This is a genomic window from Lentzea sp. NPDC060358 (assembly GCF_042725365.1).
In the GTDB taxonomy this organism is placed as follows: Bacteria; Actinomycetota; Actinomycetes; order Mycobacteriales; family Pseudonocardiaceae; genus Lentzea.
Genome location: NZ_JBHXCW010000053.1, coordinates 14,630 through 38,733 on the forward strand (window position 1 = coordinate 14,630; position 24,104 = coordinate 38,733).

The 24,104-nt window shown below is 68.7% G+C and carries 24 protein-coding genes and 1 tRNA gene; 12 read left to right on the forward strand and 13 right to left on the reverse strand.

What is annotated here, in order from left to right; translation table 11 throughout:
• Positions 1-110 precede the first annotated feature (110 nt).
• Positions 111-326 (forward strand): hypothetical protein, encoded by a 216-nt coding sequence (locus tag ACFWGZ_RS14330; RefSeq protein ID WP_382451938.1) that lies wholly within the window; start codon positions 111-113, stop codon positions 324-326.
• Here the strand turns inward: ACFWGZ_RS14330 and ACFWGZ_RS14335 are convergent.
• Together ACFWGZ_RS14335 and ACFWGZ_RS14340 are read right to left on the reverse strand one after the other, a co-directional pair.
• Positions 323-592, reverse strand: a complete 270-nt coding sequence (locus ACFWGZ_RS14335; RefSeq protein ID WP_382451939.1) for a DUF2277 domain-containing protein — start codon at positions 590-592, stop codon at positions 323-325. The two genes, ACFWGZ_RS14330 and ACFWGZ_RS14335, sit on opposite strands and share 4 nt — an antisense overlap.
• 7 nt (positions 593-599) lie before the next feature.
• Entirely contained in the window at positions 600-1,181 is a 582-nt protein-coding gene (locus tag ACFWGZ_RS14340) for a helix-turn-helix domain-containing protein (RefSeq protein ID WP_382451940.1), read from the reverse strand.
• A gap of 50 nt (positions 1,182-1,231) precedes the next feature.
• Between ACFWGZ_RS14340 and ACFWGZ_RS14345 the strand changes: the two genes are divergently transcribed.
• Entirely contained in the window at positions 1,232-2,044 is an 813-nt protein-coding gene (locus ACFWGZ_RS14345) for an NAD(P)/FAD-dependent oxidoreductase (RefSeq protein ID WP_382451941.1), read from the forward strand.
• Here ACFWGZ_RS14345 and ACFWGZ_RS14350 read toward each other — a convergent pair.
• Together ACFWGZ_RS14350 and ACFWGZ_RS14355 are read right to left on the reverse strand one after the other, a co-directional pair.
• Complete coding sequence (locus ACFWGZ_RS14350) at positions 2,007-3,737, reverse strand: sensor histidine kinase (RefSeq protein WP_382451942.1); 1,731 nt, start codon at positions 3,735-3,737, stop codon at positions 2,007-2,009. The genes ACFWGZ_RS14345 and ACFWGZ_RS14350 overlap by 38 nt on opposite strands.
• On the reverse strand, positions 3,734-4,399 hold the full coding sequence (locus ACFWGZ_RS14355) for a response regulator (protein WP_382451943.1): 666 nt from the start codon (positions 4,397-4,399) through the stop codon (positions 3,734-3,736). The genes ACFWGZ_RS14350 and ACFWGZ_RS14355 overlap by 4 nt, the downstream gene beginning before the upstream one ends.
• An 80-nt stretch (positions 4,400-4,479) precedes the next feature.
• Here ACFWGZ_RS14355 and ACFWGZ_RS14360 point away from each other — a divergent pair, with 80 nt between their 5' ends.
• On the forward strand, positions 4,480-5,268 hold the full coding sequence (locus tag ACFWGZ_RS14360; protein ID WP_382451944.1) for a DUF3152 domain-containing protein: 789 nt from the start codon (positions 4,480-4,482) through the stop codon (positions 5,266-5,268).
• A 47-nt stretch (positions 5,269-5,315) separates the two neighbouring features.
• Positions 5,316-6,221: a LysR family transcriptional regulator gene (locus ACFWGZ_RS14365; RefSeq protein ID WP_382451945.1), complete on the forward strand. Its 906-nt coding sequence runs from the start codon at positions 5,316-5,318 to the stop codon at positions 6,219-6,221.
• Here the strand turns inward: ACFWGZ_RS14365 and ACFWGZ_RS14370 are convergent.
• Positions 6,178-6,939, reverse strand: a complete 762-nt coding sequence (locus ACFWGZ_RS14370; protein WP_382451946.1) for an AraC family transcriptional regulator — start codon at positions 6,937-6,939, stop codon at positions 6,178-6,180. The two genes, ACFWGZ_RS14365 and ACFWGZ_RS14370, sit on opposite strands and share 44 nt — an antisense overlap.
• Positions 6,940-7,027: 88 nt before the next feature.
• On the opposite strand from ACFWGZ_RS14370, the gene ACFWGZ_RS14375 reads away from it, so the two are divergent.
• Positions 7,028-7,840, forward strand: a complete 813-nt coding sequence (locus tag ACFWGZ_RS14375) for an NmrA family NAD(P)-binding protein (protein ID WP_382451947.1) — start codon at positions 7,028-7,030, stop codon at positions 7,838-7,840.
• Here the strand turns inward: ACFWGZ_RS14375 and ACFWGZ_RS14380 are convergent.
• The gene (locus ACFWGZ_RS14380; protein ID WP_382451948.1) at positions 7,823-8,233 is read right to left on the reverse strand and encodes a hypothetical protein; all 411 of its coding nucleotides are present in this window, start codon (positions 8,231-8,233) and stop codon (positions 7,823-7,825) included. The two genes, ACFWGZ_RS14375 and ACFWGZ_RS14380, sit on opposite strands and share 18 nt — an antisense overlap.
• 460 nt (positions 8,234-8,693) lie before the next feature.
• Here ACFWGZ_RS14380 and ACFWGZ_RS14385 point away from each other — a divergent pair, with 460 nt between their 5' ends.
• The 3 genes from ACFWGZ_RS14385 to ACFWGZ_RS14395 all read left to right on the forward strand — a co-directional run bounded on the left by ACFWGZ_RS14385 (position 8,694) and on the right by ACFWGZ_RS14395 (position 12,140).
• Complete coding sequence (locus tag ACFWGZ_RS14385) at positions 8,694-9,563, forward strand: helix-turn-helix domain-containing protein (protein WP_382451949.1); 870 nt, start codon at positions 8,694-8,696, stop codon at positions 9,561-9,563.
• A gap of 282 nt (positions 9,564-9,845) precedes the next feature.
• Positions 9,846-10,016: a DUF397 domain-containing protein gene (locus ACFWGZ_RS14390; RefSeq protein WP_382451950.1), complete on the forward strand. Its 171-nt coding sequence runs from the start codon at positions 9,846-9,848 to the stop codon at positions 10,014-10,016.
• Between the two features lie 123 nt (positions 10,017-10,139).
• Positions 10,140-12,140: a tetratricopeptide repeat protein gene (locus tag ACFWGZ_RS14395; RefSeq protein ID WP_382451960.1), complete on the forward strand. Its 2,001-nt coding sequence runs from the start codon at positions 10,140-10,142 to the stop codon at positions 12,138-12,140.
• Here ACFWGZ_RS14395 and ACFWGZ_RS14400 read toward each other — a convergent pair.
• From ACFWGZ_RS14400 to ACFWGZ_RS14410, 3 genes are all read right to left on the reverse strand, one after another.
• Positions 12,137-13,843, reverse strand: a complete 1,707-nt coding sequence (locus ACFWGZ_RS14400; RefSeq protein WP_382451951.1) for a hypothetical protein — start codon at positions 13,841-13,843, stop codon at positions 12,137-12,139. The two genes, ACFWGZ_RS14395 and ACFWGZ_RS14400, sit on opposite strands and share 4 nt — an antisense overlap.
• Before the next feature lie 144 nt (positions 13,844-13,987).
• Positions 13,988-14,060, reverse strand: a tRNA-Arg gene (locus tag ACFWGZ_RS14405).
• A gap of 129 nt (positions 14,061-14,189) precedes the next feature.
• Positions 14,190-15,269 (reverse strand): LacI family DNA-binding transcriptional regulator, encoded by a 1,080-nt coding sequence (locus tag ACFWGZ_RS14410; protein ID WP_382451952.1) that lies wholly within the window; start codon positions 15,267-15,269, stop codon positions 14,190-14,192.
• A 73-nt stretch (positions 15,270-15,342) separates the two neighbouring features.
• On the opposite strand from ACFWGZ_RS14410, the gene ACFWGZ_RS14415 reads away from it, so the two are divergent.
• Positions 15,343-16,506 (forward strand): MFS transporter, encoded by a 1,164-nt coding sequence (locus ACFWGZ_RS14415; RefSeq protein ID WP_382451953.1) that lies wholly within the window; start codon positions 15,343-15,345, stop codon positions 16,504-16,506.
• On the opposite strand, the gene ACFWGZ_RS14420 is transcribed toward ACFWGZ_RS14415, so the two are convergent.
• Positions 16,484-17,002, reverse strand: a complete 519-nt coding sequence (locus ACFWGZ_RS14420) for a hypothetical protein (RefSeq protein WP_382451954.1) — start codon at positions 17,000-17,002, stop codon at positions 16,484-16,486. The genes ACFWGZ_RS14415 and ACFWGZ_RS14420 overlap by 23 nt on opposite strands.
• 35 nt (positions 17,003-17,037) lie before the next feature.
• On the opposite strand from ACFWGZ_RS14420, the gene ACFWGZ_RS14425 reads away from it, so the two are divergent.
• On the forward strand, positions 17,038-18,969 hold the full coding sequence (locus tag ACFWGZ_RS14425; RefSeq protein ID WP_382451955.1) for a cytochrome c oxidase assembly protein: 1,932 nt from the start codon (positions 17,038-17,040) through the stop codon (positions 18,967-18,969).
• Here the strand turns inward: ACFWGZ_RS14425 and ACFWGZ_RS14430 are convergent.
• Genes ACFWGZ_RS14430 through ACFWGZ_RS14440 form a run of 3 tightly spaced genes read right to left on the reverse strand, consistent with a single transcriptional unit; the run spans position 18,966 to position 21,300 of the window.
• Entirely contained in the window at positions 18,966-19,763 is a 798-nt protein-coding gene (locus ACFWGZ_RS14430) for an ABC transporter permease (protein ID WP_382451956.1), read from the reverse strand. The two genes, ACFWGZ_RS14425 and ACFWGZ_RS14430, sit on opposite strands and share 4 nt — an antisense overlap.
• 9 nt (positions 19,764-19,772) lie before the next feature.
• The gene (locus ACFWGZ_RS14435; protein ID WP_382451957.1) at positions 19,773-20,696 is read right to left on the reverse strand and encodes an ATP-binding cassette domain-containing protein; all 924 of its coding nucleotides are present in this window, start codon (positions 20,694-20,696) and stop codon (positions 19,773-19,775) included.
• A complete protein-coding gene (locus ACFWGZ_RS14440) occupies positions 20,689-21,300 on the reverse strand; it encodes a TetR/AcrR family transcriptional regulator (protein WP_382451958.1) in 612 nt (203 codons plus the stop codon). Before ACFWGZ_RS14440 ends, ACFWGZ_RS14435 begins: the two co-directional genes overlap by 8 nt.
• A 235-nt stretch (positions 21,301-21,535) precedes the next feature.
• Here ACFWGZ_RS14440 and ssb point away from each other — a divergent pair, with 235 nt between their 5' ends.
• Both ssb and ettA read left to right on the forward strand, forming a co-directional pair.
• Positions 21,536-21,949, forward strand: coding sequence for a single-stranded DNA-binding protein (ssb, locus tag ACFWGZ_RS14445; protein WP_382451959.1), 414 nt, complete (start codon positions 21,536-21,538; stop codon positions 21,947-21,949).
• Positions 21,950-22,232: 283 nt separating this feature from the next.
• On the forward strand, positions 22,233-23,909 hold the full coding sequence (gene ettA, locus ACFWGZ_RS14450; protein WP_330854615.1) for an energy-dependent translational throttle protein EttA: 1,677 nt from the start codon (positions 22,233-22,235) through the stop codon (positions 23,907-23,909).
• The last annotated feature ends 195 nt before the right edge of the window (positions 23,910-24,104 follow it).

The window sequence follows — 24,104 nt, forward strand, 5'->3', positions numbered from 1 at the left end:
TAACACTCCGTAGAAGATCAACTCGGGAGAATGGAGTTCGGCAGGAGAAATCACGGCGAGGGAGCACGATGGCGGTCAAGGCGGAGCGTTCACCCGATAGGGCGGGTGACGTGGAGGTTCCGCAGCCTCGGCAGCTGAGCAGGTGGCTCGTCCACCCGGCGCACTGGCCGCAGGCGGTGCAGACGACGGTCATAGTCGTGCTGATCGCCCTGCTGCTGTGGGCCATCTCCGTGACGCTCGGCCCCGACCAGGCGTTCATCGTCGGCTCCGCGGGCGTCGCCGCCAAGCTGATCTGCATGTACCTCGAGACCCGCGTGACCCGCTAACGCCCGTAGCGCTCCGCCGCCCGCGCCTTGGCCTTCGCGGCCTCGACCTCGCGGTCCTTGGGCGGAGCGGTCGTGACCAGCGCGTCCAGCAGGTCCCGCGTCGCCGCCGCCACGGCCGCGACCGCCTCGTCGAACGCGGCCTGGTTCGTCGCCGACGGCTTGGCCGCCCCGCTCACCTTCCGCACGTACTGCAGTGCCGCGGCCTGCACCTCGTCGGTGGTGGCGGGCGGTTCGAAGTTGTGGAGCACCCGGATGTTTCGGCACATGCCCCCACTATGACCTGTCCGGCGACCTGTTCGCAGGCGCGGCACGGGTGTGGATGCGTTCGCCCTGCTTGCCGAACAGGCTGATGATCTCCGCGGGCCGGCCGTCCGCGCTGCTGAAGCTGTGCGGCTGGCGGCAGTCGAACTCGGCCACCTCGCCGGCGCGCAGCACGATCTCCTTGTCGCCGAGCCGCATCCGGATCCGGCCGCTCAGCACGTAGAACCACTCGTAGCCCTCGTGCACGCGCGGTTCGTGCAGCTCGGGGTCGGTGAGGATCATCTTCCACGCCTGCAGCGGCCCGATCGACCGGGTCAGCGGCACGCCGACGCGGCCGTGGCCGAGCTGGCGCGGCTTCATCGCGACCCGAGGGTCGCCCACCTCGGGCGCGCCGACCAGGTCGTCGAGCGACACCTGGTAGGTCCTCGACAACGGCATCAGCAGTTCCAGCGTGGGCTTGCGCTGGTCGGTCTCGAGGCGCGACAGCGTCGACTTCGAGATGCCCGTCATCTCGGACAACGCCGCCAGCGTCAGGTCGTGCTCGGCGCGCAGCGCGGCGAGCCGCTGCCCCAGCGTCGGGAGACTTGTTGCCATAACGGCAACTTACTTTGCCGAAATCGGGCTGTCGACCGCACTGTGGGGACATGACGTACGAAGTGGTGATCATCGGTGGGGGAGCGGCCGGGCTCAGTGCCGCCCTGATGCTGACCAGGGCGCGGCGCAGCGTGCTCGTGGTCGACGGCGGCGAGCCGCGCAACAAGCCGGCCGGGCACATGCACAACTTCCTCTCCCGCGACGGCCTCTCGCCGTTGGAGCTCCTCAAGCACGGCCGTGCCGAGGTGGAGGGGTACGGCGGCGAGATCGTGAACGACGACGTGCGCGGCGTGACCAGGACCGCCGACGGGTTCGAGGTCGAGCTGTCCGGGCGGACCGTGGAGGCCAAGCGCTTGCTCTTCGCGACGGGCCTGGTCGACGAGGTGCCGGACGACCTGCGCGACCGCTGGGGCCGTGACGTCTTCGGCTGCCCGTACTGCCACGGCTACGAGGTCCGCGACCAGAAGCTCGTCGTGTTCGGCGAGGAGATGAAGGTCGCCCTGGTCCGCCAGTGGTCGGCCGACGTCACCCATGTCCCGTCCGTGGACGGCATCGAGGTCGAGGACGACAAGCTCGTCGCGGTGATCTCCGGAACGGACCGCATCCCGGCCGACGCGCTCGTGTACTCGGCGCCGATGAAGCCGCGCGACGAGTTCCTGCTCGCGTTGGGCGCGGAGACCACCGAGACGCCCGTCGGTCCGTTCGTGCGCACGGACGACAAGGGACGCACGAGCGTGCCGGGCGTCTACGCGGCGGGCAACGTCACGGACCCGGCGGCCATCGTCATCGTCGCCGCCGCGCAGGGTGCCCAGGCGGCCGGGATGATCAACATGGACCTGCTGGGGCTGATGCCGGGAGCGTGATCCGGAACGCCGAGCCCACGCCGGGCGTGCTGGTCACCGACACCGCGCCGCCGTGCGCCTCCACCAGGTGCCGGGTGATCGCGAGCCCCAGCCCGCTCCCGCCGGTGCGCCGGCTGCGGGACTTGTCGGCGCGCCAGAACCGGTCGAACACGTGCGGCAGGTCCTCCGGCGCGATGCCGGTGCCGGTGTCGCGGACCTCCAGGACGGCGGTGTCGCCGTCCTGGAACAGCCGCACGACGACCTCGCCGCCCGGCGGGGTGTAGCGGACGGCGTTCGCGACGAGGTTGCCGAGCGCCTGGCGCAGCCGCACCGGGTCCGCGGTGAGGTGGACCGGCCGCGTCTCCGCGCGCAGCAGGATCTCGCGGTTCTGCTGCGCGTTCACGACCTGGTCCACGACGTCGTCGAGCGCGATCGGCTCCGGGTGCAGCCGCAGCGTGCCCGCGTCGGCCTGGGCGAGGTCGTGCAGGTCGTCCACGAGCCGTTGCAGCAGAAGCGATTCCTCCAGCAGCATGCCGACCAGGTGCGGGTCCGGTTCGGCCAGCCCGTCCTGCGTCGCCTCCAGCCAGCCGGTGATGTTGCCCAGCGGTGTGCGCAGCTCGTGCGCGACGTCGCTGACCATGGCCTGGCGCTGCCGTTCGGTCTCGGCGAGCTTGGCCGACATGGCGTTGAACGACCGCGCGAGCTCGCCGATCTCCCCCGCGCCGCCGTCCACCCGTGCCGTGCGGTCGCCCTCCGCCGTGCGCTTCGTGGCGGCGGTGAGCGCCCGGATCGGCCGCACCAGCCGGCTCGCGGTGATCCACGACGCGAACCCGGCCAGCGCGAGGATTCCCAGCGCCACCAGCGTGATCCGGGTGGTGCCGGTGGTCGACAGGTCGATCGGGAGCGGCCCGCCGCCCGTGGGCTCGGTCAGGAAGAGCTGCACCGGTTCGGCGACGTGCGGCCGCAGCTGGTCGCGGCGGGCGCTGTCCATGCACTCCACGTCCTCGGGCGTCGAGTCGAGGACCGCCGTGACCTCCCAGTCGAGGCTCGGCGGCGACTGCACTTTTCCGACGGTCCGCGGGCCGGGGCGCGTCCGCGTGACGCAGTCGTCGAAGAGCTGCTGCAGCTGCCGGTAGGCGGTGATCTCGGTCGCCGTCAGCGAGTAGAGCAGGTCACCGACCTTGCAGTCGTCCCACAGCGACAACCGGCCGGGCTCGTCGCCGGACAGCCGCGGCCTGCCGTTGGGCGCGTCGACGATCCTGATGAAGCGGTTGCAGTTCAGGAGCTCGACGGCGTAGGCGTGCAGTGTGTCGAACTCGTCCTCGGTGAGCTTGAACGGACCGACCGCCCGCGGGTCGATCTTGCCGTTGACGTTCAACGGGTCCACCAGCGCCCTGGGGGTGATCGGCAACGGGGGAGCGTTCTCACTGCCCGTGTCGGCGAGCTTCTTGCCGTTGTGGTCGGTCAGCGCGATGCGGCGGCCGAACCGCTGCGCCAGTTCGTCCACTTCGGACTTCGCGCCGGTCCAGCTCGTGTGCGTGGCCGCGTACCTCACCAGCTCGTCGACGATCGCGGCGTCCGTCTCGAGCGCCTCGCCCTGCTCCTGCCGGATCGCGCCGGTCGTCGCCTGGCTCGCGAGCCACGCCGTGACGGCGATCGAGCAGGCCGCGATCACCAGCGAGAACAGGAAGAACCGGACCAGGAGGCTCTTCATGCGAGCTTGTACCCGATGCCGTAGACGGTCAGCAGCCGCTGCGGCCGGCGCGGGTCCCGCTCGATCTTGCGGCGCAGCTTCATCATGTGCACGTCCACGGTGCGCGCGGTGATGAACCCGTCGTCGAGCAGCTGCTCGCGGGTGAACACCCGCTGCGGCTGCGCGGCCATCTTGGCGAGCAGCCGGAACTCCGCCGGGGTGAGGCCGACGAGCTCGTCGTGGATGCGCACCTCGTGCCGGATCGGGTCCACGGTCAGGTCGCCGACCCTGAGCACCGTCGCGTTCGTCTCGCGCGCCCGCCCGGTGCGCCGCAGGATCGTGCGGACCCGCGCGACCATCTGCCGCGGCCGGAACGGCTTGGTGATGTAGTCGTCCGCGCCGAGGTCGAAGCCGAGCAGCACGTCGTCCTCGGTGGACCGCGCCGTCAGCAGCACGACCGGCACGTCCGACTCGGCGCGCAGTGCGCGCAACACGTCGATGCCGTCCACCAGCGGCATCATCACGTCCAGGACCAGCAGGTCGGGGTTGCGGCGCCGCGTCTCGTCGATGGCCGCCCGCCCGTCGTGGACGACCACCACGGAGTGCCCGTCGTGCTCGAGGTACCGGCGGACGAGCTCGGCCTGGTGGACGTTGTCCTCCGCGACGAGGATGTGGGCGCACACGGGTCGCAGTATGCAGGCCTTCACGGCAGCCAAGCGGAACGCACACAGGTTCTTCATCAGTTGCCGAGAGCGTTGCGGTCATGAAGGTGCACCTGGTGCTGGTCTCCGTGGCCCTGACCGCACTCCTGCTCACGGCGACCGAGCTGGCAGGCGAAACGTCCCCCGCGGCCGCCCCGTCGACTCCTGCGCCCGGTGTTCCTTCCGTGCTCGTCCCGTCTTCCGCGCCGGTTGCGCCGTCTTCGCGGGTTTACGCGTCCGGTTCCGACCTGCCGGACGGCCCCGGCTTCCCGTCGTCGGGCGCGGGCACGTTCCACGTCGTCGCGGGCGAGGGCCCGGTCGTGGGCACCGGCCCGCTGCGCACCTACGCCGTCGAGGTCGAGGACGGCATCACCGTGGACGAGCAGGCCTTCGCGGCGTTCGTGGACGCCACCCTCGCCGACCCGCGCGGCTGGACCGCGCGCGGCGCCCGTGCGGTGCGGCGGGTCTCCGGTCCCGCGTCGGTCCGCATCCGGCTCGCGTCCCAGCAGACCGCCCGTGCCGTGTGCGGGTTCGAGATCCCGGTCGACGTCTCGTGCAACGACGGCGGCTTCGTCACGCTGAACGGCGCCCGCTGGTTCCGCGGCGCCGTGGCGTTCCTGCCGGACCTCACCTCGTACCGCCGCTACATGGTCAACCACGAGGTGGGACACGCGTTCGGGCAGGGGCACCAGCCGTGCGGCGTGGCGGGCGGACCGGCGCCGGTGATGATGCAGCAGACGTTCGGGGTGGCCAACGACGAGATCGTCCGGATCACCGGCGGCGTGCCGCAGGGCGCGTTCATCCCGCGGGACGGCAAGGTCTGCACGCCGAACGGATGGCCGTTCCCATGATCGCCCGGCTCACCCGTGGTTGATGCCGGCCTCCATAACCTGAGCGGATGGACGTCGACACACGGCTGCTGCGGTACTTCGCCGCCATCGCCGAGGAGGGCAACCTCACGCGCGCCGCGCACCGGCTGTTCGTGTCGCAACCGTCGCTGACCAAGCAGCTCAAGCACCTCGAGTCGCAGCTGGGCGTGCAGCTGTTCACCCGGTCCAGCACCGGCATGACGCTGACCGGCGCCGGCCGCGCTCTCGCCGCGCGGGTACCGCCGGTGCTCGCGGGCTGGGACGCCGCCGTCGGCGAGACCCGCGGTGCCGCCAGGGTGCTCCGGGTCGGGTTCCTCGCCAGCGCCGCGAACGACGTCACGCACCGCATCGTCAGCGCGTTCGGCCGGACGAGGCCGGGCTGGCGGGTCGACCTGGAGCAGGCGCCGTGGTCGGACCCGACGGCGGGCCTGGCCGGCGCGCAGGTGCCCGTCGCGTTGCTGCGCCTGCCCTTCCTCGGCGAGGACGCGTTCAAGGTGCAGGCGTTGTTCAGCGAACGCCGGTGCGTGGCACTGCCTTCCACGCACCCGCTGGCCGGGCGCGCCGAGATCGCGTTCCCCGAGCTGTGGGACGAGCCCGTCGTCGTCGCCCCCGCCCTGAAGGGGACCTGGCGCGAGCACTGGCTCGCTCTGTCCGAAAGGGACGGTCGTGAGGTCCGCGTCGGCGCAGTGGTGCAGACGCCCGGCGAGTTCCTGAACGCGGTTGCCGGCGGTCACGGCGTCGCGCTGGTCCCGGCCTCCACGGCGCACCACTTCGCCCGGCCGGACGTGGCCTGCGTCCCGGTGACGGGCGTGAGCCCGAGCGAGGTGGCCGTGGCGTGGCTGCCGGACGCGGGCGAGGCCGTCGCCGACTTCGTGCGCTGCTGCGTCGAGGTCACGCGCTCGCGGCGCACCGGCTGCGGCACTCGCTGGGACTGAACCCGTGCACGCGCTTGAAGGCCGCGCTGAACCCGAACGCGTCCGCGTACCCGACCCGCCGCGCCACCGAGGCCACCGTCTCCGGCGACTCGGCCAGCAGATCGGCCGCCAGGTCCATCCGCCACTCCGTCAGGTAGGTCAGCGGCGGCGTGCCGACGAGCCGGCAGAACCGCCCGGCGAGCGTCGTCCGCGCCACCCCGGCCTCCTTGGCCAGCAACGCCAGCGTCCACGCCCGCGCCGGGTCGTCGTGCATGGCCCGCAACACCGGCCCGACCACCTCGTCGCCCAGCGCGGCGAGCCACCCCGCGTCGTGCTCGCGGTCGAACCACTCCCGCAGCGCGCACACCATGATCCAGTCCAGCAACCGGTCGGCGACGACGCTGCCCTCGTCGGTCCCGAGGGTCCCGTAGAACTCGGCGCACCCGTCGGTCCCCGGCGCCACCAGCGCCTCCGGCAACACCCCGGTCAACCGCCGCGCCACCGCCCCCATGACGTCGTAGGTCCCGCTGAGCACCGACGCGGTCCCCGTGACGGCGACGGAGTCCTGCACCACCAGCACGTCCCCGGGCCCCGCGGTCTGGCCCGGCGCAGTGACCTCACCGGCCACCACCGCGTACAACGTGAGCCCGGACCGCACCCGCGACCCGGCCATCTCCACCCGACGCACGCCGGCGCCATCCGCGCGCACCCCGCGCAGCAGTTCGTCGAACGGCTCCATGCCCTCCAACATACGTCCGGGACGATCGGACAGCAGGCCTGAACTCTCACCCATGTGCGCACCGGTGGCGATGCGGTGCAGTGGACGCATGACACAAGAGATCCTCGTCCTGGGCGCGACCGGCAAGACGGGCCGGAGGGTGGTCGAAGCCCTGCGCGCCAGGCGAGTGAGCGTCCGAGCCGCCTCCCGTTCCAGCGAGGTGCGCTTCGACTGGTCCGACGAGCAGACCTGGAAACCCGCCCTGTCCGGCGCCGGCGCCGCCTACGTCATCGCCCCGGACGACCCGGCCGCCGCCGCGCCGTTCGTGGCAGCAGCCGAGGAGGCGGGAGTCCGCCTGGTCCTGCTCTCCGGCCGCTCCCTGGACCAGATCCGGCCGGACGTCTTCGCGGGAATGCACGCCGCCGAAGCCGCCGTCCGCGCCTCCACCGTCCCGTGGACCATCCTGCGGGCCAACAACTTCGCGCAGAACTTCTCCGAGGAGCTCTGGCTGCACGGCATCCGTTCAGGCCGGCTGGCCCTGCCCGTGGACGACACCCCGGAACCGTTCGTGGACGTGCACGACATCGCCGAGGCAGCGGCCCTGGTCCTGACCACCGAGGGCCACGAGGGCAAGACCTACACCCTCACCGGCGAACCCATCACGTTCGCCACAGCGGTGGCCAAGATCGCGCAGGCCCTGAACCGCCAGGTGGAACTGGAGACACTGACCCCGGCCGAGTACCACGAGGCCTTGGTCGCCGACGGCCTGCCGCCCGAAGTCGCCACCGAGCTCAACGGCATGTACGAGGCCATGCGCCAGGGCCTGCTGGCCACCCCGACCGACGACGTCACCCGCCTGCTGGGCCGCCCGCCCATCGCCTTCTCGGAGTATGTCGCCGGCGCCCTAGACGCCTGGCGCTGACCTCCGAGGCACCAGCAGGTGCACGGCAAAGCCACAGGCCGTGGCAAGGACAGCCTGGTAGACGACCGACAGCTGGTACCCGCCGCCGATCAGGTAGACGGCGTCCAGCCCGGTCGTCCACCACCCGGCCAGCTCGCCGAGCCCGACCACGTGCCACCCGAAGAACCCGGCACACCACCCGGCGACGACGAAGGCCGCCCGCCCACCCCGTTGGGTGAACAGCCACGTCGACACCCCGGCCACGGCGTTGAACGCCAGCGCGATCCCGGTCAACGTCGCATCGGCTCTCCACAGGAGGCTGGTCAGCGTCTGCACGACCAACACCCCGACGACGATCAAGATGCCCAACCGGATCTTGTCCACATCGCAGGTTAAACCAGCCAACTCGTTCAAACACCTGTGCTAACAGATGCTCCAGCCGGACCGAAATGAGTCGCGATGAAGCGATCGGAGTGGCCGAGTCAAGAGGTCCGTGCCGGATCCTGCCTTGCGAGAAGCTATCCCAGGGTTTGAGCGATGGCCGATGAGATCACTCCGCGTGCAGGCAACATGTCGGGTTTGATCTCTGCTGGCGCGTGCCGTCCTTCGCCGGAATCCCAAGTAGATGATGTTGTGTCATGAACTACGTCGCGCTTTAGAGAACACTCTGTCGGAGTGCCGAAGTCAGTTCTCGTCACTCACCGTTATCTAGATGGTGAGAGTTGACCGTCTCTCACCGTCTCAGCTGGCGCTCCTGTCACGCCGAAGGTGTGGATTTGACTGATGTCTGTAAGCCAGGTGGTAACAGTTACATCCGGCTGGCGATATGCGATCTGCCATGTGGCAAGATGGAACCCCACATTGGGAGGGCGTCATGAGTCAGAGGGACACCCCGATCGTCCATCAGCGACGGCTGCGCAGCGAACTGCGCAAGCTGCGTGAGGCCGTTCAGTTCACCCAGAAGCAGGTAGCGGAGCAATTGGAGTGGTCCGTCTCGAAGATAATTCGAATCGAGAATGGAACTTCCAAAGTGGGGGTGACTGATCTTAAAGCGCTTCTTCATCTGTACGGGGTCACCAGTGAGGATGAGATCGACCCTCTGCTGGATGAAGCGCGAGCTAGTCGCAAGAGTGTGTGGTGGACTCCTTATCGTTCGCAAATCGACCCCCAGTTATACGTTTTCATCGGATACGAGGCCTCTGCTGTTCGAATACTTCAGTATCAGGCTTTGGCGATGCCGGGTCTGATGCAGACCAAGGATTACATCCGCGCGCTCGGATCTGGGGTAGGTGAGGATCAGGCTGCGATCGACCGTGGCGTGGAAATCCGTTCGAAACGCCAGAGCATTGTGGCGCCAGGTGGGCCTGAGCTGCACTTCATCATCGACGAGGCTGTGCTCCTTCGGTACGTGGGCGATCCCGAGATCATGATCGAGCAATGGGAAGCGATCCTGGAGAAGGCGAAGCTTCCGAATGTGACTGTGAGAGTGCTTCCACTGAGACCGCCCGCGGCCAAGGCTCATCGCGGTATGCGCGGCTCCTTCTCGCTCCTAGAACTCCCTGGTGATGACGGTAGTGTCTTGGTCTTGGAAGAGCCGCTTCGCGACGTCATGATCCGCGATGACAAGGAGGACATCGAGGGGTACAAGAAGGCATTCGAGGTTTTGCAGGAGCTTGCGATGAGTGAGGAAAAATCGATCGAGCGAATCCGGGGACTGATTGCGGAAGCCCGAACTCGCGACTAGTTGTTACTACTTCCGTGTGCGTGCTGGGCTGATTCGGTGCCTCTGGGCGCCGCTCAACCGGGCAATCGTCTGGTCTGAACGGTTCGGTTGCGAGTCGATGTTCTGCGGGTTTCTGTTGTTCGCGTACTCGATCGGCGGTGCAGCTTCCCGTTCTGTCGGGCTAACTTCACGAGAGACGCTGCTGGGTGAGCGTTTGTGGGTTAGGGGGTACTCGTGAACCGGACAGAGAACAGGACAGGACGAGCTCGCGTAGTCCAGGTCGACGGGGACGGATGTACATGGGTGAAGAGTTCCGCGAGCGGGCCGGTGACCACAAGTCAATCGTGCGTGGAATTCACGTTGAAGAGAGACGGTGACGTGCTGGTGAGGACATCGCGTGATCGTGAGGGGGGACGTCTGCTCTTCAGCGGGGCGTCTTGGGCGATGTTCCTCACTGACGTCAAGGGGCTGTGACGAGTGACAGGCAAGTGACAGCTGATGCGTCCACCCGACCTTTCCGGTGAAGTGCACAACCAGGTCGAATCCTCTTCGGTGGGGTCCGTCGTCCAGGTGGGAACGGTCCTCGGGTCGCTCACCATGCACCTGGAGGGAGTTGCGGCCCCGCATCTTGCGCGGCAGTTGCCCGCACCTCCTCGCGTTCTCGTTGGCCGTGATCCGGAGCTGGGGCTTCTCACTGCGGCCATCGAGCGGATGAGGGCTCGTGACGAGGTTCCGGTTCTCGTTGTCGAGGGTGCCGCGGGAATGGGCAAGTCCAGCCTGGTGCTGAGGTGGGCGCACGATCACGCGGACGTGTTCCAGGACGGACAGTTGTTCGCGGATCTGGGCGGAGACGGCGGCGCGTCGATCCTGGCAGTGCTGCAAGGCTTTCTCCGCGCGCTTGGCGTGGAACCAGCCGGTCTTCCCCAGGAGGTGGGACTGGCCGCCGCGGCCTACCGCGGTGTGCTGGCGCAACGCTCCGTGCTCATCTTGCTCGAGAACGTCGTCAGTGCCGAACAAATACAACCGTTCGTACCTGGAACCGCGGCCAGCACCCTCGTGGTCACGAGCCGTGTCCGGTTGACCGGGCCTGACATGAACGGTGTGGCGACGATCCACCTCGGTGAGCTGGCTGACGCGGAAGCAGCTCGTTTGCTGCGGGCGTACCTCGGCGAGGACGCGCGGGGACAGGTCGTCGAGGCGCTCGTCGCCCGCTGTGCGGGTCTGCCGCTCGCGCTCGCCATCGTGGCTGCGCGTGCTGCCGAGGAGCAGGACCTGCCCAGCCTGGTCGCCGAGTTCGACGATGCCGAGGACGAACTCGAAGTCTTCGACTCCGCTGACGGCGGGAATCGGCTGCGCGCGGTGTTCACGTGGGCGTACACGTCGTTGCCGGAAGAGGACGCACGTGTCCTGCGTGTTCTCGGCAGCTCGTTCGCAAGCGAGCTGACAGTCGCGTCCGCCGCGAGCACCTTGGCCTTGCGCGGCGGGACGACCAGTCGGCGTCTGCGCCGGCTGGCGTCGAGGAACCTCCTCACCCAGCGCGGCCAGTTCAGGTTCCAGGTACACCCGCTGGTTCGTGCCTACGCACGGCAGATGTCCATGGCCACAGATGAACCGGGGGATGTCTTGAGCGCGATGTGCCGGCTGGTCGACTTCTACACCCACACTGCCTGTGCGGCCGACCGCCTGCTCTACCCGAACCGGGCTTCTGTTCCGCTGTCCCCTCCTGCTGAGGGAAGTGAACCTCTCGCATTCGACAGCGAGGACGACGCCGTCCGGTGGCTCGCCGAGGAGTACCGGGAGCTTCGGACCGTCTTGGACGAGGCGGTGCGGGGCTACTGGTACGCGCAGGCGTGGCATCTGGCGCGCGCCCTGGACACCTTCCACTACCGCAGCGGGCGCCTTGCCGAGAACATCGAGACCTCCCGCGTGGGGGTGATCGCGGCCAGTGCGCTCGACGACTCCACGCTGACCGCCATCGCCCTGCGGCAGCTCGGCCGCGCGTACACGAGGGCAGGCGACTTCGACGAAGCTTCCCAATGTCTGCACCGGGCGCGGGCGTCGATCGCCGAACTGGGCAGCGATGCCGAACTCGGCCACGTGCATCACGACCTCGCGAGGCTCGCTGCGCGATCCGGCGACCACGAAACCGCACTTCAGCACGCCTCGGAGGCACTGAGCCGCTACCGAGCAGCGCACAACACCGTCGGCGAGTCACATGCGATGAACGCACTGGGCAGGGCACAAAGTGAGCTCGGTGACTACGAGGCCGCTATTCCCAGCTGCACCGAGGCTCTCGCCCTCAGCGAGAAGTCGGGAAACCGGAGCGGCCGGGTGGTCGCGCTCGACAACCTCGGTGTGCTGCGGCTGCGGACCGGCGCGTTCGACCAGGCGATCGCGCTCCTCTCGGAGTCGGCCCGGCTGGCTGCCGAGCAGGGAAACCACTTCTTCGAAGCAGAGGTCACCGAACGTCTCGGCCTCGCTCTCGTCTCCCGGGGAGATGAGAGCGGGGCCGAGACGCTCAGGCGGGCACGCGACCTGTTCCTGAGCCAGCACCGGACCGCTGAAGCCTCGAGGTGCCAGGCAGTGCTCGGCACCTAGGCGGCTGCGGCGTCGGCGGCCAGTACCTCCTGCACCGCGCGCTTCCAGTTCCTGTCACCGATCCGGCCCAGGAGACCGGCGGCGAACGACCACGGGCGGCCGTTGCGCGCCACCCTCAACCGCAGCACGGGATCGGGGCAGACCCTTTCCAGAGCCTTGATGTCGTAGACGCCGAACCTGTGGCGCTTCCGGTCGCACGCGAAGGAAAGCCAGTCGCACTCGGCCATCAGTCTCGGCAGGTTCAGCTTGTCGAAGATGGCCCGCGCGGCTCCGATCTCGACCTGCGCGTCCGAACCGGGGACTGACATCCAGATCACCGCGCGGAGCAGGTGCCCCTTGCCGAGCAACTCGGTGAACGCGTCCGTGTGTTCGACGCGCGACCTGAGGTCCAGCAACGTCTCGTCGAGCAGTCGGGTCGCCGCAGAGGCTCCGTGTCGAGCGAAGGCGACTGCGGACTGCAGGAGCCTCGCCTCGTCGTGCCAGTGGAACTTGTGGTCCGAGAAGCCCTTCACCGCCTCGGCGCTGAGACGAGCCGCTTCGGCCAGTGACCGCTTGTTGTCGTCGTAGCGGTACTCAGCGAAGGCGACCTCGGCCATGGCGAGAGCTGCCAGGTGCTTGTCCTCGGGGTGGGCCTGGGCCTGGAAGTGGTCCATCGCAGCTGTCGCGTAGCCACGCGCCGTGCTCACCTCCCCCTCGCGCACCTTTCCGCAACTGAGCTCGGCGAGACGGATGTGGATGAAAGCCAGGCAACGTTTGGCCCGCGCGACGAAGGCGGCGTCGTTGACGGCGCGGGCCAGCGCGTACGCCTTCTCGGCTTCTCTTTGCGCGAAAGGGAGATCGTGTGCGTAGCACAGCAGGAACGAGCGGTTCAGCAGGTAGATGCACTTCTCGATGCTGGTCTCGTCGTCGAGGTCGACCTGCTCGACCGTGTGCAGGCAGATGTCGGTGATCTGCTGCAGGAGCACGAGGTCGCCTGCGGAGAGTGCGGCCTGCCTGACTTTCTTGAAGACCGTGAGCAGGTCGCGCGAGTGCACCACGCCCTTCTTGAGGGCGCGCTTGACCCATGCCTTGCCGAGGTCGAGCGTCTGCAGGAGTGAGGGGTCGGCTTGCTTGAGCGAGTTCGTAAGACTGTCCCAGGGCTGAGTCGGGGCTTCCGTCTTGTGCTCGGCCGACGGCCGCCCGTGTGTCACCCGCTCCGAGTGGTCATACACGTTGCGCACTCGCTTCACGATCGTGTCGATGCCTTCACCGGTGACGTGGTTGAAGGGCGTGTTCTGCAACCCGCGGAGGATCATGGGGCTGTCCTCGGCGGTGACGCCGGGAGGGAGCACGGGGATTACCGGGCAGCCGTCGCCCATGCCGTGCTCGTACAGCTTCTGGATCAGCAGGCGTATCTCCCACTGCCCGCCGTGGTGTTCCCGCGGCGGCGCGTCCTCGTCGATGTTGAACAGCTCGGCGAACTCGGGGGTGACCACGCAGATCACCACGAGGTTCTCGATATTGTTCGCCATCCACTGAGCGAGGCTCGCTCTGTTGGAGGTCTTGAGGACTCTGTCCATGGCGACTCTGAGCCCCTGCCGCCTGAGCTCGAGGTCGAGGACCGGTACGACCACCCTGCTGAGGTCGCTGCGGACCCACAAGAGGAAGACTTCGCGTTTTCGCGGCACCGTGCCCTCCACAGTGAGCCAGGTGCGTTTTGACACCTGGCAGATTCAAGGTCGCAAAGCCTAGCAGTCAGTCCAAGGCGGTCGGCCGTAGGTCGGGCGCGAGTGGAAGGGCGACACAGGTCGTTTCGATACAAAGAAAAACCACCTCGACACCGTTTGGTGTCAGAGGTGGTTCTGAGGCGCCCCTGGCAGGATTCGAACCTGCGACCTCGGGATTAGAAGTCCCTCGCTCTCTCCACTGAGCTACAGAGGCTGGAGGGGTGCGGAGGCGGCCACGAATCGTGGCCACCGGTGCCCCCACCGGACACATCGTCCGGAGTCGATCGACCGTTTCCGCCCTACGTCCAAATGGGTAACGAAAACGGTCTAAACGTGACGGGGATCACTTTCGCGGGGCTGTTGAGGCTCTCTCCACGAGGGAAACGTCCAGTCTCGTCGGCCTCGGCGGTCTGCCTCCGGCCAGTAATTTCAGCGCCAGCTCGCCGGCTCGGCGGCCCTTGTCGGCCAGGGGTTGACGCACCGTAGTCAACGGCGGGTCGCTGTAAGCCGCTTCGGGGACGTCGTCGAAGCCGACGACGGACACGTCGCCCGGCACCGCGAGGGTCAGGTCGCGGACCGCTCTGAGGGCGCCGAAGGCCAGTTGGTCCGACGTGCACAGCAGTGCGCTCGGGCGGGGCGTGCGGGTGAGCAACCACCGCGCGCCTTCACGTCCGAGTTCGCGATCACTGCCGCGGGCCTCCCACACCGGAACATTGTCCGGTTCCACCCCGGCTTTTGCCAAAGTGTCCAGGTAGCCGCCCAGGCGATCGCGGCTCACGCGGAACGGCACGGCCGAACGGCGGGCCGGGGTCACCGGGCCCGATGCTCCGTCCGGGTGCAGGGCGAAGGACAGGATTCCGAAGCGGGTGTGGCCCAGTTCCAGCAGGTGGGTCGCGGCGGCGCACGTGCCGGCGTAGTCCTGCACCTCCACGCGTGCCGAGCCGGGCAGGACCGGCTGGTCGATCACCACCAGCGGCAGTCCGCGGGCGGCGACGGCGGCCAGGGCCGGGGCCGTGTCGGGCAGGGAGTAGGCCACCATCACGTCCGCCTGCGCGCGCGTCACGATCGACGGGCGCGGGCCGCCGGTCGCGTCGCCCGGCATCAGGACCAGGCTGTGGTCGTGGCCGTCGACGGTCGAGGCGAGGCCGTCGAGCACGATCGACAGGGCCGGGTCCGAGAACGCGCCGGACAGGCCCTGCGGCAGCATGAAGCCCACCGCCGCGGACGAGCGGGTCGCGAGCGAGCGGGCGACCGGGTCGGGGCCCGCGTAGCCGAGCGACCGCGCCGTCTCGAGGATGCGTTCGCGCAGTGACGACGAGAGCTGGTCGGGCCGGTTGTACGCGTTCGACACCGTTGCCCTGGAGACCCCGACCGCGGCGGCGACGGTGTCCAGCGTCGGCCTGCGTCGGCGATCGGAGTCCACGGTCAGCATCGTATTCGAGAGGTCCGACAGAACCGGCTGGCGCGGCTGAAGCGCTTCAGCCATGCTGGAGGTCATGTCCCCACGCCTGGCCACGTTCTTGGTCTTCCTCCTGAACGGCGGGGTGTTCGGCACCTGGGCCGCCCGCGTGCCCGCGCTCGCCGAGCAGATCGGCGCGGAGGTGGGCAGCCTCGGCCTGGCGTTGCTCGGGGCCAGTGCGGGACTGGCGTTCACGGCGCCGCTGGCGGCACGGGTCTGCGCCCTCCACGGGTCGCGCGGCGTGCTGATCGGGAGCAGCGTCCTGAGTCCGTTGCTGCTGCCCGTGCTCGCGCTCTCACAGTCGCCGCTGCAGTTCGGCCTGACGCTGGTCGCGCTGGGGGCGAGCATCGCGTCGATGGACGTGTCGATGAACATGGCCGCTGTCGTCGTCGTGCGTGATCTGCGACGTCCGTTGATGCCGCAGTTCCACGCGGGCTTCAGCGTCGGCGGTCTCATCGGGTCGTTGGGCAGCGCCGCCGCCGCACAAGCGCACTGGACGCCGATGCGCCACTTCCTCCTCGCGGCGTTGGTCGGCGTTCTCGTAGTGGCGGTTATCGCGAAGAAGATCCCCGGAGGAGTGGGGGAGCGTCATAGGGAAGAAGCCACCGAACGGTCGAGCGTGCTCAAGAGCCCGGTTCTCTGGCTGTTGGCGTGCGTCGCGCTGTGCAGTGCCATCGCGGAAGGAGCGGCGGCGGACTGGTCGGCGTTGTTCATGGTGCGTGAGCGGGGTATGAGCGACGCGGCCGGCGCGTACACCTATGCGGCCTTCTCGGTGGCGATGGCACTCGCACGCTGGTTCGGCGAACCGGTCCAGCGCAGGCTCGGCCCGCACCGCCTCCTCGCCGCCGGCGGCGCCACCGCCGCGACGGGCCTGGCGCTCGCCGTCCTGGTTCCGGTGCCCGCCGCGGGCTACCTGGGCTTCGGCCTGGCCGGTCTGGGGCTCGCGTACTCGTTCCCGGTGGTCATGGACCTCGCCAGTGAGACCGGGAAACGCGCCGACGGCAGCGGTGGGGAACGAGAACTGGGCCTCGTGACGACCGTCGCCTACACCGGGTTCCTCGCGGGCCCACCGATCGTGGGCGGGCTCGCGCACGTCAGTTCTCTCGTGCTGTCGATCGGGTTCGTGGCGCTGGTCACCGTGCTGATCATCCCGGCGACGTGGCTGGCGAGGCGCGCGACTAGGCGGCCGGCATCCGTTTGAGGGCTTCCTGGCCGATCGGTTCCAGCGCGTCACGCGCCTTCGCTTCCGAGACGCCGCCGCCCATGCCGATGGCGACCATCAGCGACTCGTTGCGCGTCACGGCGATAGTGGCCGTGCACACCATCTCGGTCTCCTGCTTGCCGCAGCTGAGCCACGTGGCGTGCTTGCCGGTCTGGACCTCCTGGCCCTTGCTCTGGATGCGCTTCGACTCGTCGAACGACCGGTACGGGACCGCGACCAGCACGAACGCGTTCTCCTTGAGCGTGAAGAGGCACGAGTTCGGCATCTCGACGCGCGGCGCGGGGACGAACTGCAGCGTCCCGATCGGCTTGAGGTCCTTCTCCGTCACGAGCTTGCAGGGGTCGACGCCGACGGTCTTGCGCGGCGTCTCGATCGCCAGCGGAGGAGGCGGTGCGGCGATGGGTTCGCCCTGGATGCGGTAGCTGCAACCGCTCAACGCGAGGACGACGATCAGCAGGGGGAGAGAACGTCTCACACGATGCAACCCTAGAGGGTCGTAGGCTCCAGGACGTGCCAATCGAACGCTCCACCAGAACGGGTTTGGTGCCCCTCGTCGTCATCGGCTTCGCTGTGGCGGCTCTCGTCGCCGTGGCGTTCAGCGCGCTTTCCGGCAACCCTCCGGCAGGACTGCTGGTCGTGCGCGTGCTGACCGAGACAGGCGCGGTGGTGACCATCGGCTCGTTGCTGCTGGCCGCGTTCCTCGTGCCACCGCAGAAGACCGGCACCCTCGCGGCCGACGGGTACGCCGCGATGCGCACCGCCGGGTGGTTCGCGCTGGTGTGGCTCGTCGGCGCCGTGCTGTCTGTGCCCTTCACCACAGCGGCCGCGATCGACCGGCCGGTGAGCTCGTTCAGCCTCAGCCAGATGATCGCGACGGCGATGCTGCTCGAGCAGTCGAAGGCGTGGATGCTGACGGCGATCCTCGTGGCGTTGCTCGCCGTGGCGTGCCGTCTGGTGCTGTCGTGGGGGTGGACGACCGTCCTGCTGTTCCTCGCGATCTTCGCGCTCATCCCGGTCGCCGTCACGGGCCACTCGTCGTCCGGTGGCTCGCACGACATGGCGACGAACAGCCTGCTGTTCCACCTCGTCGCCGCGGTCCTGTGGGTGGGCGGCCTGATCGCGCTGCTCGCGCACGGCCGGCGTGGCGGCGCGCACCTCCCCCTCGCGACCACGAGGTTCTCGAGGCTCGCGCTGGTCTGCTGGATCGTCATGGCCGTCTCGGGCGTGGTCAACGCGCTGGTGCGGATCACCCCCGCCGACCTGCTCACCTCGACCTACGGCCTGCTGACGCTCGGCAAGCTGGCCTGCCTGCTGCTGCTCGGCGTCTTCGGCTACTTCCAGCGCGAACGCGGCGTGAAGGGCGTGGTGGACGGCAAGCCGCACGCGTTGCTCAAGCTCGCGGGCGTCGAGGTGCTGCTGATGATGTTCACCATCGGACTGGCCGTGGCGCTGGCCCGCACGCCCCCGCCCGGCGGAAGCCTCGACCTGCCCAGCCGCGTGGAGATCGCCATCGGCTACGACCTCGACGGGCCGCCGACCCTCGCGAACATCCTGTTCGACTGGCGGTTCGACCTCATCTTCGGCACGGCGGCGCTGGCGCTCGCGCTGTTCTACGTGCTCGGTGTGCGCAGGCTGACCCAGCGCGGCGACAAGTGGCCGGTCGGCCGCACCGCCGCGTGGCTGTGCGGCTGCTTCACCTTGCTGTTCGCGACTTCCTCCGGCTTGGGCCGCTACTCGCCGGCGATGTTCAGCGTCCACATGGAAGCGCACATGGTGCTCTCGATGCTGACGCCGATCCTGTTCGTCCTGGGCGGACCGGTCACGCTGGCGTTGCGCGCGCTACCGGTCAACAAGGAGGTGCCGGGGCCGCGGGAGTGGGTGCTGGCGTTCGTGCACTCACCGGTCGCGCGGCTGCTGACGAACCCGTTCGTGGCGCTGGGCCTGTTCGTCGGGTCGTTCTACGCCCTGTACTTCTCGGGGCTGTTCGAGTCCGCGCTGCCGTTCCACTGGGCGCACCTCGCGATGAACGCCCACTTCATCCTCGCCGGCTACGTCTTCTACTGGCCGGTGATCGGCGTGGACCCGTCGCCGAACAAGCTGCCGCCGCTCGGCCGCCTCGGGCTGCTGTTCGCGTCGATCCCGTTCCACGCGTTCTTCGGCGTCATCCTGATGAGCTCCACGAACGTCATCGGCGAGCAGTTCTACCGCGGCCTGTCGCTGCCGTGGGTGCAGAACCTGCTGGAGGACCAGCGGCTCGGCGGCGGCATCGCCTGGGCGGCGGGGGAGATCCCGCTGCTGGTGGTCATGGTCGCCCTGCTCGCGCAGTGGGCGCGGCAGGACTCCCGTGACGCGAAGCGGATCGACCGCAAGGCCGACGCCGATGGGGACGCCGACCTCGAGGCCTACAACGCGATGCTGAAGAAGATGGCCGGGAAGGACTAGAGCGACAGCGGGCGGCGGAAGCCGCGGACCGCGAAGAACGCGCCGACCGCCGCGATCACGCCGCTCGTGACCAGCGCTCCCGCCACACCGGTGACCGGGTGGGCGAGCGCCAGGCTGCGGGCGGCGTCGACGGCGTAGGTCAGCGGGTTGACCTTCGCGATCGCCTGCAGCCAGCCCGGCAGGCCGTTGATCGGCACGAACGCGCTGGACGCGAACATCAGCGGGAACATCGCCAGGAAGCCGACGGTCTGCATCAGCTCCGCCTTGCGCACCCAGGCGGCGATCGCGATGAACACCCAGCTCAGCGCCCAGCCGACGACCAGCGCGAGACCGAGCGCGGCCAGCGTGCCGAGCACGCCGCCGTCGGGCCGGAACCCGAACACCAGCACCCCGAACGCGATCATCAGCACCAGTTGGAAGCCGGTGCGGACGGCGTCGGAGAGGTTGCGTGCCAGCAGAACCGTGCTGGGGCGGATGGGCAGCGAACGGAACCGTGCGAGCACACCGTTCGACATGTCCTGCACGAGTCCGATACCGGACGCGAGAGAGGACTGCATCGCGGTGTTCACGAGGATCGCGGGCAGTAGGAAGTTGATGTAACTCATGCCCGGCGGGAAGTTCGCCGTCGACGTGATGCTGCCGAAGATCTGGCTGAACAACGTCAGCATGATCAACGGCTGTAGCACGCTGAAGAAGACGAGTGCGGGCGTGCGCAGCAGTGCGCGCAGAGAACGGCCAGTCAGCACGAGGACTTGCGTCGGGTAGCTGCTGCCGTGCCAGGTCAAGGTCGCCATGATTTCCCCCTAGTTCGCGGCGAGAGTGAGGTAGACGTCGTCGAGGGTGGGCTCTTTGAGGCCGATTTCGTGCGCCTCCAGGCCGTTGTCGTCCAACGCGCGCACGACCGTCGCGAGGTCTCGTGACGCGCTGACCGGGGTGGTGAGGGTGAGGCCTTCCGCGACGGGGGAGAGCCCCACACCGCCGATCGCCTTGAGCGCGAGGTCCACTTCGGACGCCGAGTCGAGCGTCACGGTCACCGTGCGCTGGCCGACCTGGGCCTTGAGCTCCGACGACGTGCCGGACGCGACGACCTTGCCGTGGGACAGCACGGTGATCGAGTCGGCGAGCCGGTCGGCCTCGTCGAGGTACTGCGTCGTGAGCAGGACGGTCGTACCGTCCGCGACGAGCTTCTCGACGATCTCCCACATCGCGAGGCGGCTGGCCGGGTCGAGGCCGGTGGTCGGTTCGTCCAGGAACAGCACCTCGGGGTTGCCGACGAGCGACGCGGCCAGGTCGAGCCGGCGCCGCATGCCGCCGGAGTAGGTCTTGGCGTTGCGCCGGGCGGCGCCGGTGAGGTCGAACTGCTCCAGCAGGTCGTCCGCGCGCTGGTGGGCCTGGGTGCGGCCGGCGCCGAGCAGGCGGGCGATCAGCACGAGGTTGTCGTGGCCGCTGAGCTGCTCGTCGACGGCGGCGAACTGGCCGGTCAGGCCGATGCGGCTGCGGACGTCGTGGGCCTGCGCGACGACGTCGAACCCGGCGACCCTCGCGGTGCCGCTCGATGGCGGCAGCATCGTGGTGAGGAGGTTGACCAGCGTCGTCTTGCCGGCGCCGTTGTGGCCGAGCAGGCCCAGGACGGACCCCTTCGCGGCGGTGACGCTGACGCCGTCGAGCGCGGTCACGTCGCCGAACTTCTTGCTCACGTCGTGAGCTTCGATCATGAGCTCAGTCATCTGATCCCCCTGGTTCGAGTGCTCCGTGCAGGAACAGCTCCACGATGTCGGCGGGTTCGGCGGCGGTCTGGCCGAAACCGGGGCCCATGCGGTTCGTGAAGACGGCGCCGAGCAGCATCCGTCCGGCGAGGTCGGGGCTGACGCGCAGATCCGCGTCGCCGAAGAGGCCCGCGACGGCGTCGGACAGCTGCTGCATGCCGATCGGTGGTCCCTTGTGCTTGTGGTGGTCCTCGTCGCGCGGCTGGTAGCCGGACTCGCGCAGCGCGCCGATGACGCCCCACATGCGGTCGAGGTAGCCGCTGAACGTCGCGACTCCCGTGGTGAGCCGTTCCACCAGCGGGACGTCCGACGGGATCGCTTCGAGCCGTGCGACCTCGTCGTCGGAGAGCAGCGCGCGCTGGATGCACGCGTCGAGCAGCTCCGCCTTGTCCTTGAAGACGCGGAAGACCGTGCCCTCCGCGATCCCGGCCGCGGCGGCGATCTGGCTGGTCGTGACGTTCGCGCCGGCCTTGACGACGAGCGGCAGCGCCGCCTGGACGATCGCCTCGCGGCGGTCCTGCGGGCTCATCGCGGGGGCGCGGCGGCGGCGTGGTTCCTCTGACACGTCCGCCACTGTATGAGTGAGTCCTCACTCACGTCAATGAGTGGGCGCTCACTCACTTGTTTCGCTCGAGCGCCGCCCTAGCACGGGGGTCTGACAATTCCGCTGCTCAGGACCCTTCAAGATCGCGACTTGTCCACAACTCGCGAGTTGTCCACAGATCCGAGTCCGCCCCGCTGGCACATCCCGCTCCCGGCCCACTCTGGACCGGCACCCCTCAACCCCGGAGGCGAACCCGATGTCCTGGAATTCCACGGTGGTCACGGTCGTTGGAACCGTGACGAGCGACGTCTCGTACAAGCACGGCGAGGACGGCAGGAGCAACGCGTACTTCCGCATCGGCTCGACCGAGCGCCGGTACAACACGGCGATCGGCGACTGGGAGGACGGCGAGACGCTGTGGCTCAGCGTCTCGTGCTGGCGCAAGCTCGCCGACAGCGTCAAGACCACGCTGTCCAAGGGTGATCCGGTGATCGTCCAGGGCAAGCTGCGCCTGCGGCACTACGAGAAGGACGACGTGAAGAAGATCGCCCTCAACCTGGACGCGCTCCACGTCGGGCTGGATCTGAGCCGCGTGCAGTCACTCGGGGCCGCCCCCGTCGTTGAACCGCGGGCCGGGGAGGAACAGGTGGCGCACACAGCGCCGTTCTGAGTCCGGTGCCGCGCCCGGTTTTGCGCCGTTCGGGCGCAACCTCGCACGGGAAAAGCGGGAACCCCCCGTTCCGGCGGTGCCGCCGGAGAAGATGTGAGCACTGCGAAACCTGAAGGAGGGAAGCTCGTAGGCCGGAGCCGCCGAGGACCGATCGCCGAGAGTCGTTCACGTTCGAACGGAACGAGCAGGTCACCGAGTCGCGTGACGCTCGATCCGGGGGTGGACGCCTGCAAGTCGGCGACCCAGGTCGGAAGCCTCTGAGCACCGCTCTACGATCGCCGCCATGGCCGAGTTCATCTACACCATGAAAAAGGTGCGCAAGGCGCACGGTGACAAGGTCATCCTCGATGACGTCACGATCATGTTCTACCCCGGCGCGAAGATCGGTGTGGTCGGTCCCAACGGCGCCGGCAAGTCGAGCGTGCTCAAGATCATGGCGGGGTTGGACACGCCGAACAACGGCGAGGCGTACCTGTCGCCCGGGTACACCGTGGGCATCCTGCAGCAGGAGCCGCCGCTCAACGAGGAGAAGACCGTCCTCGGCAACGTCCAGGAGGGCCTGGGCGAGATCAAGGTGAAGCTCGACCGCTTCAACGAGATCGCCGAGCTGATGGCGACCGACTACTCCGACGAGCTGATGGAGGAGATGGGCAAGCTCCAGGAGGAGCTCGACCACGCCGACGCGTGGGACCTCGACTCCCAGCTCGAGCAGGCGATGGACGCTCTGCGCTGCCCGCCGCCGGACGCCGACGTCACCAAGCTCTCCGGTGGTGAGCGCCGCCGCGTCGCGCTGTGCAAGCTGCTGCTGAGCAAGCCCGACCTGCTGCTGCTCGACGAGCCCACCAACCACCTGGACGCGGAGAGCGTCCTGTGGCTGGAGCAGCACCTCGCGCAGTACACCGGCGCCGTGCTCGCCGTGACCCACGACCGGTACTTCCTGGACAACCTCGCCGAGTGGATCCTCGAGATCGACCGCGGCCGGACCCACCCGTACGAGGGCAACTACTCCACCTACCTGGAGAAGAAGGCCGAGCGCCTCGCGGTCCAGGGCAAGAAGGACCAGAAGCTGCAGAAGCGCCTCAAGGACGAGCTGGACTGGGTGCGCTCCGGCGCCAAGGCCCGCCAGGCGAAGTCCAAGGCGCGTCTCGACCGCTACGAGGAGATGGCGGCCGAGGCGGAGAAGACCCGCAAGCTCGACTTCGAGGAGATCCAGATCCCGCCGGGCCCGCGTCTGGGCAGCGTCGTGGTCGAGGTCGACAAGCTGAAGAAGGGCTTCGGCGAGCGGGTCCTGATCGACGGGCTGTCGTTCACGTTGCCGCGCAACGGCATCGTCGGCGTCATCGGCCCGAACGGCGTCGGCAAGACGACGCTGTTCAAGACCATCGTCGGTCTCGAGCAGCCGGACGCCGGCGGCGTGAAGGTCGGCGAGACGGTCCTGCTGTCCTACGTCGACCAGAACCGCGGCGGCATCGACCCGAAGAAGAACGTGTGGGAGGTCGTGTCCGGCGGGCTCGACTACATCCACGTCGGCAACGTCGAGATGCCGTCCCGCGCGTACGTCAGCGCGTTCGGCTTCAAGGGCCCGGACCAGCAGAAGCCCGCGGGCGTGCTGTCCGGTGGCGAGCGCAACCGCCTCAACCTCGCGCTCACGCTCAAGCTCGGCGGCAACCTGATCCTGCTGGACGAGCCGACGAACGACCTGGACGTCGAGACCCTGGGCTCGCTGGAGAACGCTCTCGAGCAGTTCCCCGGCTGCGCCGTCGTGATCTCCCACGACCGGTGGTTCCTCGACCGCGTCGCCACGCACATCCTCGCGTGGGAGGGCACGGACGAGGACCCGTCGAAGTGGTACTGGTTCGAGGGCAACTTCGAGGGCTACGAGAAGAACAAGCTCGAGCGCCTGGGTGCCGACGCCGCGCGTCCGCACCGTGTCACGTACCGCAAGCTGACACGGGACTGAGAGGGCAACGGCGACGTCGTGGCGGCACGGGGCGAGGTGCAGGCGAACGTCGAGGTGAGCGCGCTGGTCGCGCCCGCCTGGCGCCTGCGTTGGCGGGCACCGGAGCTCGCTCTGGTGCTCGGCGAGCGCGCATTCGCGCTCGCCACCGCCCGCCGCGACGAAGCCGAGCGCCTGCGCGCGGAGTCGCTGGTGGTC